This window comes from Psychroflexus sp. S27 (assembly GCF_002810405.1).
GTDB classification, from domain to species: Bacteria; Bacteroidota; Bacteroidia; order Flavobacteriales; family Flavobacteriaceae; genus Psychroflexus; species Psychroflexus halocasei_A.
The window spans coordinates 110510-124157 of record NZ_NEXQ01000026.1; the positions used below are offsets into that span (position 1 = coordinate 110510).

General features: G+C 33.6%; 14 protein-coding genes and 1 tRNA gene. 8 read left to right on the forward strand and 7 right to left on the reverse strand.

Translation table 11 applies throughout. From position 1 onward, the window contains the following. Positions 1–24: 24 nt before the first annotated feature. The 4 genes from CAP47_RS11780 to CAP47_RS11795 form a co-directional block, all read right to left on the reverse strand. The gene (locus CAP47_RS11780; RefSeq protein ID WP_093244637.1) at positions 25–330 is read right to left on the reverse strand and encodes a hypothetical protein; all 306 of its coding nucleotides are present in this window, start codon (positions 328–330) and stop codon (positions 25–27) included. Between the two features lie 71 nt (positions 331–401). Continuing rightward, the gene (locus tag CAP47_RS11785; RefSeq protein ID WP_093244640.1) at positions 402–704 is read right to left on the reverse strand and encodes a hypothetical protein; all 303 of its coding nucleotides are present in this window, start codon (positions 702–704) and stop codon (positions 402–404) included. 69 nt (positions 705–773) lie between these two features. After that, the gene (locus CAP47_RS11790) at positions 774–1073 is read right to left on the reverse strand and encodes a hypothetical protein (RefSeq protein WP_093244643.1); all 300 of its coding nucleotides are present in this window, start codon (positions 1071–1073) and stop codon (positions 774–776) included. Between the two features lie 56 nt (positions 1074–1129). Then, a complete protein-coding gene (locus CAP47_RS11795; RefSeq protein WP_143521352.1) occupies positions 1130–1432 on the reverse strand; it encodes a hypothetical protein in 303 nt (100 codons plus the stop codon). Positions 1433–1734: 302 nt separating this feature from the next. On the opposite strand from CAP47_RS11795, the gene CAP47_RS11800 reads away from it, so the two are divergent. Next, the gene (locus CAP47_RS11800; protein WP_100776795.1) at positions 1735–4233 is read left to right on the forward strand and encodes a hybrid sensor histidine kinase/response regulator; all 2499 of its coding nucleotides are present in this window, start codon (positions 1735–1737) and stop codon (positions 4231–4233) included. Positions 4234–4335: 102 nt separating this feature from the next. Here CAP47_RS11800 and lepA read toward each other — a convergent pair whose 3' ends face one another. Continuing rightward, complete coding sequence (lepA, locus tag CAP47_RS11805; RefSeq protein ID WP_100776796.1) at positions 4336–6132, reverse strand: translation elongation factor 4; 1797 nt, start codon at positions 6130–6132, stop codon at positions 4336–4338. Between the two features lie 199 nt (positions 6133–6331). On the opposite strand from lepA, the gene CAP47_RS11810 reads away from it, so the two are divergent. From CAP47_RS11810 to dusB, 5 genes are all read left to right on the forward strand, one after another. Then, positions 6332–6538, forward strand: a complete 207-nt coding sequence (locus tag CAP47_RS11810) for a PLDc N-terminal domain-containing protein (protein WP_100776797.1) — start codon at positions 6332–6334, stop codon at positions 6536–6538. A gap of 94 nt (positions 6539–6632) precedes the next feature. Beyond that, a complete protein-coding gene (locus tag CAP47_RS11815) occupies positions 6633–7040 on the forward strand; it encodes an HYC_CC_PP family protein (protein WP_100776798.1) in 408 nt (135 codons plus the stop codon). A 193-nt stretch (positions 7041–7233) separates the two neighbouring features. After that, positions 7234–9468 (forward strand): TonB-dependent receptor domain-containing protein, encoded by a 2235-nt coding sequence (locus CAP47_RS11820; protein ID WP_100776799.1) that lies wholly within the window; start codon positions 7234–7236, stop codon positions 9466–9468. Between the two features lie 72 nt (positions 9469–9540). Then, positions 9541–9909 carry a heavy-metal-associated domain-containing protein gene (locus CAP47_RS11825; protein ID WP_100776800.1) on the forward strand — a complete coding sequence of 123 codons (369 nt, stop codon included), beginning with the start codon at positions 9541–9543 and terminating at the stop codon, positions 9907–9909. A gap of 225 nt (positions 9910–10134) precedes the next feature. After that, on the forward strand, positions 10135–11139 hold the full coding sequence (gene dusB, locus CAP47_RS11830) for a tRNA dihydrouridine synthase DusB (protein ID WP_100776801.1): 1005 nt from the start codon (positions 10135–10137) through the stop codon (positions 11137–11139). A 17-nt stretch (positions 11140–11156) separates the two neighbouring features. On the opposite strand, the gene CAP47_RS11835 is transcribed toward dusB, so the two are convergent. Next, positions 11157–12350 carry an ABC transporter permease gene (locus tag CAP47_RS11835; RefSeq protein WP_100776802.1) on the reverse strand — a complete coding sequence of 398 codons (1194 nt, stop codon included), beginning with the start codon at positions 12348–12350 and terminating at the stop codon, positions 11157–11159. Beyond that, a complete protein-coding gene (gene rbfA / locus CAP47_RS11840; protein ID WP_100776803.1) occupies positions 12347–12742 on the reverse strand; it encodes a 30S ribosome-binding factor RbfA in 396 nt (131 codons plus the stop codon). The genes CAP47_RS11835 and rbfA overlap by 4 nt, the downstream gene beginning before the upstream one ends. 57 nt (positions 12743–12799) lie before the next feature. Between rbfA and mce the strand changes: the two genes are divergently transcribed. Together mce and CAP47_RS11850 are read left to right on the forward strand one after the other, a co-directional pair. Continuing rightward, positions 12800–13201, forward strand: coding sequence for a methylmalonyl-CoA epimerase (gene mce, locus CAP47_RS11845; RefSeq protein WP_100776804.1), 402 nt, complete (start codon positions 12800–12802; stop codon positions 13199–13201). 86 nt (positions 13202–13287) lie between these two features. Further along, positions 13288–13361: transfer RNA gene (locus CAP47_RS11850), tRNA-Ile, on the forward strand. Positions 13362–13648 lie beyond the last annotated feature (287 nt).

Here is a 13648-nt window from a genome sequence, read left to right on the forward strand (position 1 = left end):
TAGGGAACCAAAACTAAATTAAGCTTATTGTTTTTCGCCTTTAGCGTTATAAGTTACTTCTGCTTGTTGATCTTCAACTTCAAGAATAAACTTATACTCTATCTGAGCTTCGCCTGTTGTAATTTCATGGATTTCAACAATGCTTTCCTCAGTATAACCGTCAGCCTTGAAGGCATCTTGTACAATTTGCGGAACTTCGTTTAACTCAATAACTCTTTGATTTTGGATAAAGTTTTCATAAGAGTTGGTCGGCACTTCTGTTGCAGTGTTTGCATGGCTAATTCCGATAGTAATGGCTGCAAAAAATGCAGTAAGGACTAATTTTTTCATAATAATAGGATTTATAGGTTAAATAGGTTGTTGTGGTTTCTTTTGTTGTGCGCTGAAATCAATCAGCTTTTTTAATCTTTCGTCAAGGCATCATAAGACTTCTCAACTTCTTTTCCTTCAATTTCTAAAAGGAACTTGTACTCTGTTAAACCTCTACCTGTTTTTACGGCAGTGATTTCTTTGATTTGATCCTCCTTCAAGCCATCAGCTTTAAAAGCATCTTTGACATTTTGAGGAACATCTTTAAATTCTACTTTTTTCTCATTTTGAAAAGTCGATTCAATTGTAACATCAACTGGTTGAGTTAATGTATTTGCATTGGCGACTCCTATTGTTGCGGCTGCAAAAACTGCAGTTAAAATGATCTTTTTCATAATTAATAATTTTTAATGTGTGTTGTGAGTAAGTTGTTGAAAATGAGCTATACTAACAGCTCATTAACATTACTTTGTTTGAGCTTTGTAAGAAATCTCTGATTTCTGTCCGTCAACTTCTAATAAAAATTTGTACTCCGTTAAGCCTTCGCCAGAATCAATTTCCCAAACCTTGAGAACGTCTTCTTCTTTGTACCCATCTTGCATAAAAGCATTTTGGACGGCTTCTGGAACTTCGCTAAACTTAATTTCTTTCTCGTTTTGAAGTGTTGCTTCTTGAGTCGTTTCAGCGTGATCTACAATAGTATTCGCTTGAGACAAGCCGATCGAAGCGGCTGCTAAAACAGCAGTAAAAACTAACTTTTTCATAACAATTTTTTTAATGTGTGTTGTGTATTTCTGATGCTAAATTCTTTAGCATTTTTTTATTCCTTGAGTTTAGCCTTATAAGAGATTTCGGTTTCTTGACCTTCTTCTTTGACTAAAAACTTAAACTCTGTAAATCTTTTATCAATTTTAGTTTTGACAATTTTCAAAACATCTTTCTCTTCATGTCCGTCAGCTTTAAAAGCATCCCGAACCGCAGCTGGTAAATCTTTAAATTGAATATTTTTTTCATAATTCACTTCTGTTTGAATTTCTAAAACTTCAAATTGACTTTGACTAACTGTCGCTTTCATTCCTATTGTAGCTGCTGCAAATGCAACTGTAAAAATCATCTTTTTCATAGCAATCATTTTAATTTGATTATTGTTTCAAATTCATTTAGCTAATATTCAATATTGAGACCAGAATAAAATAAATGATTAAATAGCTGAAAATCAGAATTTTAAAATAATGAAGTTTTAAATAGATTTAAAAATCTGTAGAAATGATTCTACACTTTGTAGAAAAACAAAACGTAAATCAACACTTTTTAACTTCATATTTTTTGTGAAAAAGCAGCATTTAGGCAAAAGAATTCCTCTATTTTTAAAAAAAGTAAATTTGGTACATCTTGTGCCTTTAAAAGTCTCTATAAATAAAAGCGATGTTTAAGCTAAAAGGTAAAATGCTTTGGATTTTCACACTGATTCTTATCGGCTTGATGGGATTAAGTGTTTATTTCTATCAAAGTTTGGGAAGTATCAATAAAGATGTTGAAAGTGCTTTGGCACCAGATAAAAACTCAGCTCACATCAAGCAAATTATGCTTGACCTCAACAAATTCAACAGTCTGTATCTTGTCAGAGAAAATAATTCAAACAAGCAAATGTCAGACAGTTTGATTGATAAAATTACGTCAAGAATTGATTCGATTCAGCTTAATTTAAACAGTCAAAAACACAAAATTGACAAGCTTGACACCATCCCTTTTCTGCTGGAACAAATTAGAGATGATTATGCAGCTTTAGAAAAAAACAGTGATCTTCAACAAGAAAAGCTCTATAAAGAATTTAAAGTTTTTTTAGAAGATGAATTGCTCACGCAAGCCACACAATCATCAGATTCTGTGATGATTGTAAAGCATATTAACTCAGAAATTTATGAGCGCTCACTAGAAGGCATTGACTCAACAGAAGTAAGCGAAGAGGATTCTCGTAACTTTTTTCAAAGATTATTTGGCGGTGAGAAACCAAAACCCAAGAAAAAAGACATCAAAGTGATGGATACATTGATCAACCAAAAAATTGACACCTTAGCCTCAAAAAGCTCGGATAGTCTACTTTTTGATATCGAACCATCCATGCAGATGTTCCAAACGAGACGCATGAGACTTTTGCGACAGCTTAATCAAAGAGAGCGTGATATATTCAAAAGTAATATGGAGATTTATAATGATGTTGAGAAAATATTGAACGATATCATTTTTACTGAATACCAAAATCAACAAAACTCAATTGTTAAGCTTCAGGAAAATGCTCAGAAGAAACTTTACATTATCGCTTTTATTGTTGGCTTGCTTATTCTGATTATTCTCATCAGCATGCTGATTATATTTAAGGATATTAACAAGAATATTTTTTACCAAAAGAAACTAAAAGAAAACGAAGCTAAAGCAAGAAGAGAAGCTGAAGAAGAACAGAAATTTCTCTCAACAATGAGTCACGAATTAAGAACGCCGCTGACTTCAATTATTGGTTATATCGATCTTTTGGATCACGATAATGAAAATGTTTTGGCTTTAAAATCTGCTTCAGATTATCTTTATGAAATGACAAACGAAATACTGGATATCGCTAAAATCAAAGCCGGAATTATCGATGTCAATAAAAAACCCGTCAACTTCACAAAAGGGCTTGATGCGATTGTGCAAAGCTTCTCGAGACCTATAAAAACAAAAGGTTTAGCTTTTGAATATAAAATACCAGAAGAGAATATTTATGTTGAAACTGATCTTCAATTATTACAACATATTCTTTATAATTTATTGCATAACGCAATGAAGTTTACTGAAAAAGGAAAAATCAGTTTTCATGCTTTTGCAGATGTTGATAATCCTGATTATTTTATTCTTGAAATTAAAGATACTGGTGTTGGCATGACTGATGTTGAGATTGACAGCATTTTTAAAGATTACCAACAAGCAGGAACTCATAAAAACAAATTGAAAGGAACTGGTTTAGGTTTAGGCATTGTCAAAAAAATTGTCCAAAATCTGGAAGGCAAAATGTACATTAAAAGTGACATTGATAAAGGCACATATTTCAGATTAGAGTTTCATTTAAAACGTTTAGAAAATATTAAAGAAGAACAAACGAATGCGTTACAACCTAACAAGAGTTTACTTCAAAACAAACATATTTGTCTTGTTGAAGATGATGAGTTGATTCTAAAATTATTGACAAAAGTGCTGAATTCTTACGGGGCCAAAATCACTTCGTTCTCAAATCCGCAAGAAGCATTGAACGCATTAGAAAATATTGATCATATCGACTTATTTATTTTTGATTATAAAATGCCAGAAATGACAGGCTACGAACTTTTACAGAAGTTAAAGGCAAAATACCCTGATTTACCTCCTGCCATTATTTCGACAGCAAACACAATGCTGAGCGATGATGAAAAATCTCATATTTCAGCTTTTGATGATAAGATTTTTAAACCTCTTAAAACCAAAAAACTTATTGACACCGTTTGTGATTTACTGAATATTAAGCAAACTCATCAAACGCAAACCGAGAAGAATTCCGTTGAAATTTCTGAGAGAGAATACAGTTTAGAAACTTTAAAAGCCTATGCTGGTGATGAAATGTCAGCACTTATAGAACTCACAGAATCGTTGATTGATGAAAACGAAACTGACCTCAACAAACTCAAAAAAGGAATTACTGAAAAGGATTCTGAAATTTGCCGTGACGCTATTCATCGATTAACTTCTAGATTTGGACAAGTTGAAGTCAAAGAAGAAGTTGACATGGAGTTGATCAGAATAAAATTATATGATGTTGAAGCTGACTTCCCTGAAGAAGAATTAGAGTCACTTTATCATTTTTGGAAAAGCATCAACCAACAGATTCAAAAAGATTTAGGATTGATGTCTTCATAAAAAAACGCTTTTATCGCACCTGATAAAAGCGTTTTTTAAATTTATATTTTCTCTAAAAGTTTCTTGAGACTCTGAAATGAACTCAAAATGACATTTTTCTTATTAATCATTTAATTTCAGGACAGCCATAAATGCTTCTTGTGGAATTTCAACATTACCAACAGCACGCATTTTCTTCTTACCTTTTTTCTGTTTTTCTAAAAGTTTTCTTTTACGAGAAATATCACCACCATAACATTTTGCAGTTACATCTTTACGTAAAGCTTTCACAGTTTCTCTCGAAATAATTTTAGCACCAATTGCAGCCTGAATCGGGATATCAAATTGTTGACGCGGAATTAATTCTTTCAATTTAATACACATTTTCTTACCGATATCATAAGCATTATCGGCGTGAAGTAAAGCTGATAAAGCATCAACTTTGTTTCCATTAAGCAGAACATCAACCTTGACAAGTTTAGAAGTTCGCATCCCGATTGGCGAATAATCAAAAGAAGCATAACCTTTTGAAACTGTTTTTAAACGATCATAAAAATCGAAAACAATTTCTGCCAAAGGCATATCAAAACTCAGCTCAACACGATCTTCAGTCAGGTAAATTTGATTTGTAATTTCTCCTCTTTTTTCAATACAAAGCGACATCACAGGACCAACATAATCAGCTTTTGTAATGATACTTGCTTTGATATATGGCTCTTCAACACGATCTATAACAGAAGGATCTGGCAAATCTGAAGGGTTACTGACAGGCAATGCTTCATTAGGATCTTTCAGCGTGTAGGCTAAATAAGAAACGTTAGGCACGGTTGTGATTACCGTCATATCAAACTCACGCTCTAATCTTTCCTGAATAATTTCAAGGTGAAGCATACCTAAGAAACCGCAACGGAAACCAAAACCAAGAGCGGCAGAACTTTCTGGTTGGAATACCAAAGAGGCATCATTCAACTGAAGTTTTTCCATAGAAGCTCTCAGTTCCTCATAATCTTCGGTATCAACAGGATAAATTCCTGCAAAAACCATAGGCTTGACATCTTCAAATCCTGAAACAGCATTTTGTGTTGGCGTTTCGGCATCAGTAATGGTATCACCCACTTTAACTTCGCGCGCTTCCTTAATTCCTGTGATAACGTAGCCAACATCACCAGCATGTATTTCTTTTTTTGGAATTTGAACTAATTTCAAAGTTCCGATTTCGTCAGCAGAATATTGATTATCTGTTGCGACAAATTTAATTTTTTGATTCTTTTTAATCGACCCATCGAAAACTCTAAAGTAAGTTTCAACACCACGAAATGGGTTGTAAACAGAGTCGAAAATCAAAGCTCTCAACGGCGCATCAGGATCGCCTTTTGGTGAAGGAACACGTTTAACGATCGCTTCAAGAATTTCTTGAATACCCAAACCCGTTTTTGCACTAGCAGGAATCACATCTTCACGATCACAGCCTAAAAGCTCAACAATATCATCTGTCACTTCCTCAGGATTTGCACTTGGCAAATCAACTTTATTAAGAACAGGAATGATTTCTAAATCGTTTTCTAAAGCTAAGTAAAGGTTTGAAATGGTTTGTGCCTGAATACTTTGCGCTGCATCAACAATCAATAAAGCGCCTTCACAAGCTGCGATAGATCGCGATACTTCATAAGAGAAATCCACGTGACCAGGCGTGTCAATAAGGTTGAACACATATTCTTGCCCTTCATGATGATGAACCATTTGAACAGCGTGACTTTTAATGGTAATGCCTCGTTCTCGTTCCAGATCCATGCTGTCGAGTAATTGTGATTGTTTTTCACGTTCAGTCACACTTTCGGTTGCATCAAGCAAACGGTCGGCAAGTGTACTTTTCCCGTGATCAATATGCGCAATTATGCAAAAATTTCGGATATGTTTCATTCTCTTTTTCTCGTGTTTAAGAGTTGCAAATATAGGTTTTTAAGACAGAAAGTATAAGCTTTAATTGTTTTGATTATCATCTGTCTAGCAATCGATTAAAATTATCATATTTTTAGAGTATATGAATGTAAATTTTAAAAAATCATTTTATTTGCATAATTTTAATAATTATTTATAATTCCAAAATAAACATCTCAAAATGAATTTAATTGGTCCTTTTACTATTTTATCTATTGGAATCATTTACTTTGCTGCTTTAGTGACTTCTCTTTATTTCGTATTCAAGTCAGAAAAAGGTTTTATGGCTTTCTTATGGACGCTATTTATCATTTTTGTGCCATTTATTGGTAGTTTGGTTTACATCTTTAAATATTTTGTGCAGAAAAACAAAAAACGCTTGGCTTAAATAATTATTTGATTTACACTATCATTTATTTTTTAGTAAAAACGTATTTTTGCTTTCAAACTAATCATTTTAAGTTTTTGATATTTTTTATAGAGTGAAGTTTTCAAACACATACAAAACACTTGCTACAACACTATCATTTTTAATGTTGTTTTCCACTTTATCATTAACGATAGAAAAACATTTCTGTAATGATGTTTTAATTGATATTGCTGTTTTTTCTGATAGTGAAAATTGTGGAAGCGATGTGTATAAGCAAAACAAAGCAACGAAAACAGATTGTTGTAAAGATGAAATTGATATTATTGAAGGGCTTTCAGAAATAACAATCAACCCAAACGATGATTTAGATTTTGTTCAACAACAAGTTTTAATTGCCTACATCTATTCTTACATTCATCTTTTTGAGGATTTTCAAGATGAATTAATTCCTCATCAATACTATTCTCCTCCTATTCTCATTGAAGACATCCATGTTTTGAATGAGACTTATCTTATTTGATTTTGATATAACTTTTATGGTTTTACACATCATTTTTAGCAAAACAAAAGTGATGTTACAGTCTTTATGAAGTTTTCTTAAAAAACTTTATAAGTGCTGATGTTCACAAATCATATTTAGCAGAAAAATTGAAAATCGAAAATACTTATACAAAAAAATCTTATGACAATATATGTCATTTAAAGTTTACTCTATGAGATTATCATTATTTATATTATTATTTAGCCCAACCTTCTTGTTTTCACAAGACCAATTAAAAGGTGTTGTTTTGGAGGCGACTACAGGAAAAGAAATGCCATTGCCAGGCGCAAATGTTTATTGGGCAGAATCGACCGTAGGCGCCATTACTGCTGAAGATGGCACATTTTCTCTTCCTTATAAATTTTCTTATAACGAATTGGTTATAAGTTATATGGGATTTAAAACCGATACTTTAATTGTCAATAAAAACAGAGAAATCAAACATGTTTTGCAAGCCAGTAGTGAATTAGATGCTGTCAAAATCACATCTCGCAAGCAAGCGACACAAAAGTCATATTTAAAAGCAGCAAATACTTTTACAGTTTCAAGTGATGAGCTCTTAAAAGCCGCTTGCTGTAATTTAGCTGAAAGCTTTGAAACCAATCCATCGATTGACGTCAACTTTGCCGATGCCGTTTCTGGAACTCGACAGATTAAAATGCTTGGACTAAATTCTCCATATATTTTAGTAACTACTGAAAATATTCCCTCAATTCGTGGCGCTTCACAAGCTTACGGACTCAGTTTTATTCCAGGAACATGGGTTGAAAGTATCCAGATTACAAAAGGCACAGGAAGTGTGGTTAATGGTTTTGAAAGCATCGCTGGACAAATTAACGCCGAACTTGTCAAGCCAACCACAGATGATAAATTATTTGTCAATCTTTATGGCGCAACCAATGAACGCTTTGAGCTCAACACGCATTTTAATACAAAAGTGTCAGAGAAATTGAGCACAGGTGTTTACTTACATGGCAATACGCACCAAACAAAGCATGATGTCAATGACGACGGCTTTTTAGATATGCCGCTTTACAATCAAATAAATGTCATGAATCGCTGGCAATACACAAATCCTGAAAAAGGAATTGTCAGCTTTTTGAATTTAAGATATCTCAATGATGAGAAGCAAGCCGGACAAGTTAATTTTGATCCAGATATAGATAAAGGAACAACCAATTATTGGGGAAGTGAAATCAACACCGAACGTTTTGATGTGACATCAAAATTTGGTTATGTCAACCCAGAAATTCCCTATCGAAGTTTAGGTTTTCAAATGGCTTTTAGTCATCATAAACAAGATTCTTATTTTGGTTTAAATCTTTATGATATTGAGCATAACAGCTTTTATTCAAACCTTGTTTACAACACAATCATCTCAGATTCGCGACATAAAATAAAAACAGGATTGAGTTTCACTTACGATCATTATGATGAATTGGTAAACACTAATGATTACGCACGTACAGAAAATTCTGTCGGTGGTTTTTTTGAATATGCTTATGATAATTTAGACAAACTCACACTAACAGCTGGCGTGCGTGTCGATCAGCATAACAAACTTGGCTTTTTTGTGACTCCTCGTTTACATGTGCGATATGCGCCGTGGGCAAAATCAGCCTTAAGAGCTTCAATAGGACGAGGTAAACGAAGCGCAAATATCTTTGCAGAAAATCAAAATATGTTTGCAAGTTCTAGGCAGATTAATATTCTGAATTCAGGTGGTGAAGTTTATGGATTAGATCCTGAAATTGCATGGAATTACGGCATTAGTTATTTACAAGGTTTTAATTTATTTGAAAGAAAAGCAGATGTTACATTTGATTTTTACCGAACAGATTTTCAAAATCAAGTTATTGTAGATTGGGAAAATCCTTATGAAGTTAATTTTTATAATCTTGAAGGTGATAGCTATGCAAACAGTTTCCAGTTTGAGTTTAATCACAATACATTCAAGAATTTTGATGTGAGACTAGCTTATAAATTTTATGATATCCAAACAGATTATCAATCAGGAAAATTAGAAAAACCTTTAATCCCTCAGCATCGTTTATTTGCAAATGCAGCATACGAAACTAATTTAAAAGAAAATGGCAGCCATTGGAAGTTTGATGCAACCTTCAACTGGTTAAGTTCACAACGTTTTCCAAATACAAACATGAGTCCGTCACAATATCAATTAAGAGAACGCACACCAAGAGTTGCCACATTAAATCTACAAGTGACAAAAGTCTTTTCACCAAAATTTGAAGTATATTTAGGAGGTGAAAATGTAACAAATGTCAGACAGGATCATCCTGTGATTAGCTCTGACAACCCGTTTGGATCAAATTTCGATAGTAACTTTGTTTATGGTCCAATCTTTGGAAGTTTGTATTATGCAGGATTGCGATTTAGAATTAATTAATCATATAAATAAGTTTCACTTAAATTATAAATAAATACTTTCTTGCTTCGGCAGGATTTAAAATTCAAAAAAATGAAAAAAATAATTTTAATTTTTACGCTAGTTTTAACAACAGCAGCTTTTGCCCAAAATAAAAATGCAAAAGCAAGTATTGAAGTTGATGGTGTTTGTGGCATGTGTAAAGAACGTATTGAAAAAGCAGCGGTGAGAACCAAAGGTGTCAAATCCGCAGTTTGGAATGTTAACACGCATGAATTAAACCTCATCTTTAACGAGGGCAAAACAGATTTGAAAACGATCTCTAAAAAAGTTGCCTCTGTGGGTCATGATACAAAAGAGATCAAAGCAACTAACGAGCAATACAATGCGATTCATTCATGCTGTAAATATCGTGATGAAGAGGTTGTCAATGATCACAAAAAGAAAGATGAGCAGGAATAAAATTTAGTTTTTAGAAGCAGGTTGTTCCGAAACAAAACTGTTTCCCTCAAAATATGTAGAATAAATCTCAGGTTATTTATAATCTGAGGTTTTTTTTATGCACTAAAGACCAATTATACCTGTCAAGTCAATCGCAAAACAATTCTCTTCAAGCTCTCTTAAAAACTTTAAAAATATGTGTTCTTTATTTATTAATTTTGCAGACATAATTTTAAAAAGACGACTTTGACAAAAATAGGCGATATTGATGTAGGTGAATTTCCATTGCTACTCGCACCGATGGAAGATGTGAGCGATCCGCCATTTAGAGCTTTGTGTAAAGAAAACGGCGCTGATGTTGTTTACACAGAGTTTATTTCTTCAGAAGGTTTGATTCGTGATGCGGCGAAAAGCACCATGAAGCTTGATATTTATGAAAAAGAAAGACCGGTTGGCATTCAGATTTTTGGTGCCAATTTGGAATCAATGCTGCAATCTGTTGAAATTGTTGAAAAAACTAAACCTGATATTATTGATATCAACTTTGGTTGTCCTGTTAAAAAAGTCGTTTCAAAAGGTGCTGGCGCTGGCATCCTGAAAGATGTTGATTTGATGGTCAAACTCACCGAAGCCATGGTAAAACACACAGATTTACCGATTACTGTCAAAACGCGTTTAGGCTGGGATCACGATTCTATTAAAATTTTAGAAGTTGCTGAACGCCTGCAAGATGTGGGTTGCAAAGCCATTTCAATTCACGGTCGTACACGTGCGCAAATGTATAAAGGTGATGCCGACTGGAAACCTATTGCAGCCGTCAAAAATAATCCGCGAATGCATATTCCTGTTTTTGGCAATGGTGATGTCAACACACCTGAGCGCGCCAAAGAAATGCGTGATGATTACGGCTTAGATGGTGCGATGATTGGCAGAGCGAGTATTGGTTATCCTTGGTTTTTTAGAGAAGTGAAACATTATCTAGAAACTGGTGAAAAAATTGCTCCTGCCACTTTTCAAGAACGCATCGATACAGCACGACGTCATTTACAAATGGCAATTGATTGGAAAGGTGAAAAGCTTGGAGTTTTTGAAACGCGCCGACACTACACCACTTACTTTAAAGGCATTCCGCATTTTAAAGAATATCGCATGAAGATGGTGACTTCAGACGAATCTAAAGATGTTTTTAAAACCTTTGATGAAGTTGAAGAGAAATTTGGAGATTTTAATTTTTCAGAAGCTCAAGGCTGAGATTAAAACTAAAATTTCTAAAGTAATTTTTTGACTCTAGCAGCTGCAATTCGAGATGCTAAAGCACCGAGAACAGTGATGGTGATGATAACGAGAACAAAGTTTTGCCATTCTATTTTAACAGGATAAGGCAAGCGCTCAGTGAACATGATGAAGCTGAATTTAAGCTGCAACAGCACAAGAATAAAGCCTAGAATGAGTCCGATAAATCCGCCCAAAATACTCATTAAGCTACCTTGAAAAAAGAAAATTGAAACGATCTGTTTTTTTGTTGCGCCAATATTTTTGAGCAATTTTAAATCGTGACGTTTATCAAGAATTGCCATTGTAATAGAGCCTATCACATTAAACAATGCGATGATGAGGACCAATGTAAATATAAGATAAACCGCCAAGTTTTCAGTATTCAGCATTTTGTACAAACTATCGTTTAGCGCAATTCTGTCTTTAACGATAATATCTTCTTTAATAATTTCATTTAAAGAAGTTGTGATGGCTTCAATATCTGCTTTTTCATCGAGTTTCAGTTCAATCGCACTGATGTGATGATCTTTAAAAGTGAGTAATTCGCGTGCAATATTTATATCACCAATCACATAATTTTGGTCGAGTTCTTCATTCACACTAAACACACCAACGACGCTTGTGCTGGCTTTTTCAAAAGCATTTGAAATATCCAAAATTTGACCTTTTCCTGGTTTTGGCACATAAATATTAAGTAAGCCAGAATAATCTCTGATGCCAACAGACAGATCTCTTTGCAAGCGCGAGCCCATCACAACTTGGTACAAACCTTCACCGTACCATTCTCCATAAACCAATTGTTTATTGAGTTGATTTGTTTTTAAAAAATTAGAATCAACAGCTTTAAAAATGGCTGGCGAACTTTTGTCTTTAAATTGTAAAAGAACTTTTTCCTCAATGACTTGTGAAGCTTTTTTTACGTCAGAAATTTCAAGAATTTCATAAAATTGCTGATCATTTAAAGTGATTTTTTTACCTTCGGCTGGCAAAACTTTCAAATCAGGATCATAGGCATTGGTAAACGAAAGGCTAAAATCTTTTAATCCTGAAAAAACAGATAACACCACAAAAAGCGCGAATGTTGCAGCAATAACACCTAATGCAGCGATGATGCTGATGATGTTAATGGCATTGTTATCACTTTTTGAAAACAAATAACGCTTTGCGATGTAGAGCGAAAATCTCACCTTTTCTTACGCTTGTCTAAAATATCTGGATCCTTAATTGGGTTATCTTTTCCTTTAAAAGCATTTTCAAGATCATTGATGTACTCAATAGAATCATCGTGATACAAAAGTAAGTCTGGCATACGACGCAATTGATGTCTCGTTCGCTGTGCAATTTCATGTTTGATCTTTGCTCTGTATTGATCGATGTCATTCAAAATTTCGTGTGCTTTTTCACTCGGAAAAACACTTAAATAAGCTTTTGCTTGCAATAAATCTGGCGTCACTCTTACTTTAGTTACTGAAATAATGATGTTATTAACTCCTGCATTTTTAAGCGTCAGGCGAATAACATCAGCTAAATCTTCCTGAATCAGGCCTGCTATTTTTTTCTGTCTATTTGTCTCTTCCATAATGCAAAGGTAATCAGAAGTATTTATACTTTTGTCATATCCAAAAAACGATTTCTTATGAAAAAAATTGAACACATTGGGATTGCAGTTAAAAACCTAGAAGAAGCGGCACGAACTTATGAAGTATTGATGCAAGAAAAACCTTACAAAGAAGAAGCTGTTGAAAGTGAAGGGGTTTCGACTTTGTTTTTTAAATCTGGTGAAAGCAAAATAGAATTGCTAGCTGCCACTTCTGAAGATAGTCCGATTGCAAAATATATCGCTAAAAAAGGAGAAGGCATTCATCACATCGCTTTTGCTGTTGATGATATTTATGCTGAAATAAAACGCCTTGAAAAAGAAGGTTACCAACTGATTAATAAAGAGCCCAAAAATGGCGCTGACAATAAGTTGATTGCATTTTTACATCCAAAATCTAATCACGGTGTTTTAGTTGAATTATGCCAAGAGCGTGAATAAATAACTTTAAGTTGAAAATTATTTTTGGTTTGTAATCAAGTATTGTTTATTTTTGCAATCCTTAAAAGCCAGCTTTACAGCGACTTGGTCCTATAACTCAGCTGGTTAGAGTATTTGACTCATAATCAAAAAGTCCCTGGTTCGAGCCCAGGTGGGACCACAAAAACCCTTGAAATCATTGATTTCAAGGGTTTTGCTTTTATGATCTATTTTCAAGTAAGTTAAAGAATAACTTTTTGGTTTTTTCTATAATTCATCGAGTATATATTTAAACAGTTTTAGAAGTTTTTGATTAGGCGAGTTCCGATAAGAATACTTTCATTAAGAAACTCTCTCTAAAAAAATTCATAGGAAACTTTTTAGGTTTATCTTATTCTTTAATAGCTTTTTTTACAAATTCAGCTACTTTTTGTGTTTAATTGTAATTTTAAATGAAATAGCGGTTCA

Excerpts from the sequence above, each read along its gene's own strand:
- CAP47_RS11780 (WP_093244637.1), bottom strand. The coding sequence starts at position 330 with ATGAAAAAATTAGTCCTTACTGCATTTTTTGCAGCCATTACTATCGGA.
- CAP47_RS11785 (WP_093244640.1), bottom strand. The coding sequence starts at position 704 with ATGAAAAAGATCATTTTAACTGCAGTTTTTGCAGCCGCAACAATAGGA.
- CAP47_RS11790 (WP_093244643.1), bottom strand. The coding sequence starts at position 1,073 with ATGAAAAAGTTAGTTTTTACTGCTGTTTTAGCAGCCGCTTCGATCGGC.
- CAP47_RS11795 (WP_143521352.1), bottom strand. The coding sequence starts at position 1,432 with ATGAAAAAGATGATTTTTACAGTTGCATTTGCAGCAGCTACAATAGGA.
- CAP47_RS11800 (WP_100776795.1), top strand. The coding sequence starts at position 1,735 with ATGTTTAAGCTAAAAGGTAAAATGCTTTGGATTTTCACACTGATTCTT.
- lepA (WP_100776796.1), bottom strand. The coding sequence starts at position 6,132 with ATGAAACATATCCGAAATTTTTGCATAATTGCGCATATTGATCACGGG.
- CAP47_RS11810 (WP_100776797.1), top strand. The coding sequence starts at position 6,332 with ATGAATTTAATTGGTCCTTTTACTATTTTATCTATTGGAATCATTTAC.
- CAP47_RS11820 (WP_100776799.1), top strand. The coding sequence starts at position 7,234 with ATGAGATTATCATTATTTATATTATTATTTAGCCCAACCTTCTTGTTT.
- CAP47_RS11825 (WP_100776800.1), top strand. The coding sequence starts at position 9,541 with ATGAAAAAAATAATTTTAATTTTTACGCTAGTTTTAACAACAGCAGCT.
- rbfA (WP_100776803.1), bottom strand. The coding sequence starts at position 12,742 with ATGGAAGAGACAAATAGACAGAAAAAAATAGCAGGCCTGATTCAGGAA.
- mce (WP_100776804.1), top strand. The coding sequence starts at position 12,800 with ATGAAAAAAATTGAACACATTGGGATTGCAGTTAAAAACCTAGAAGAA.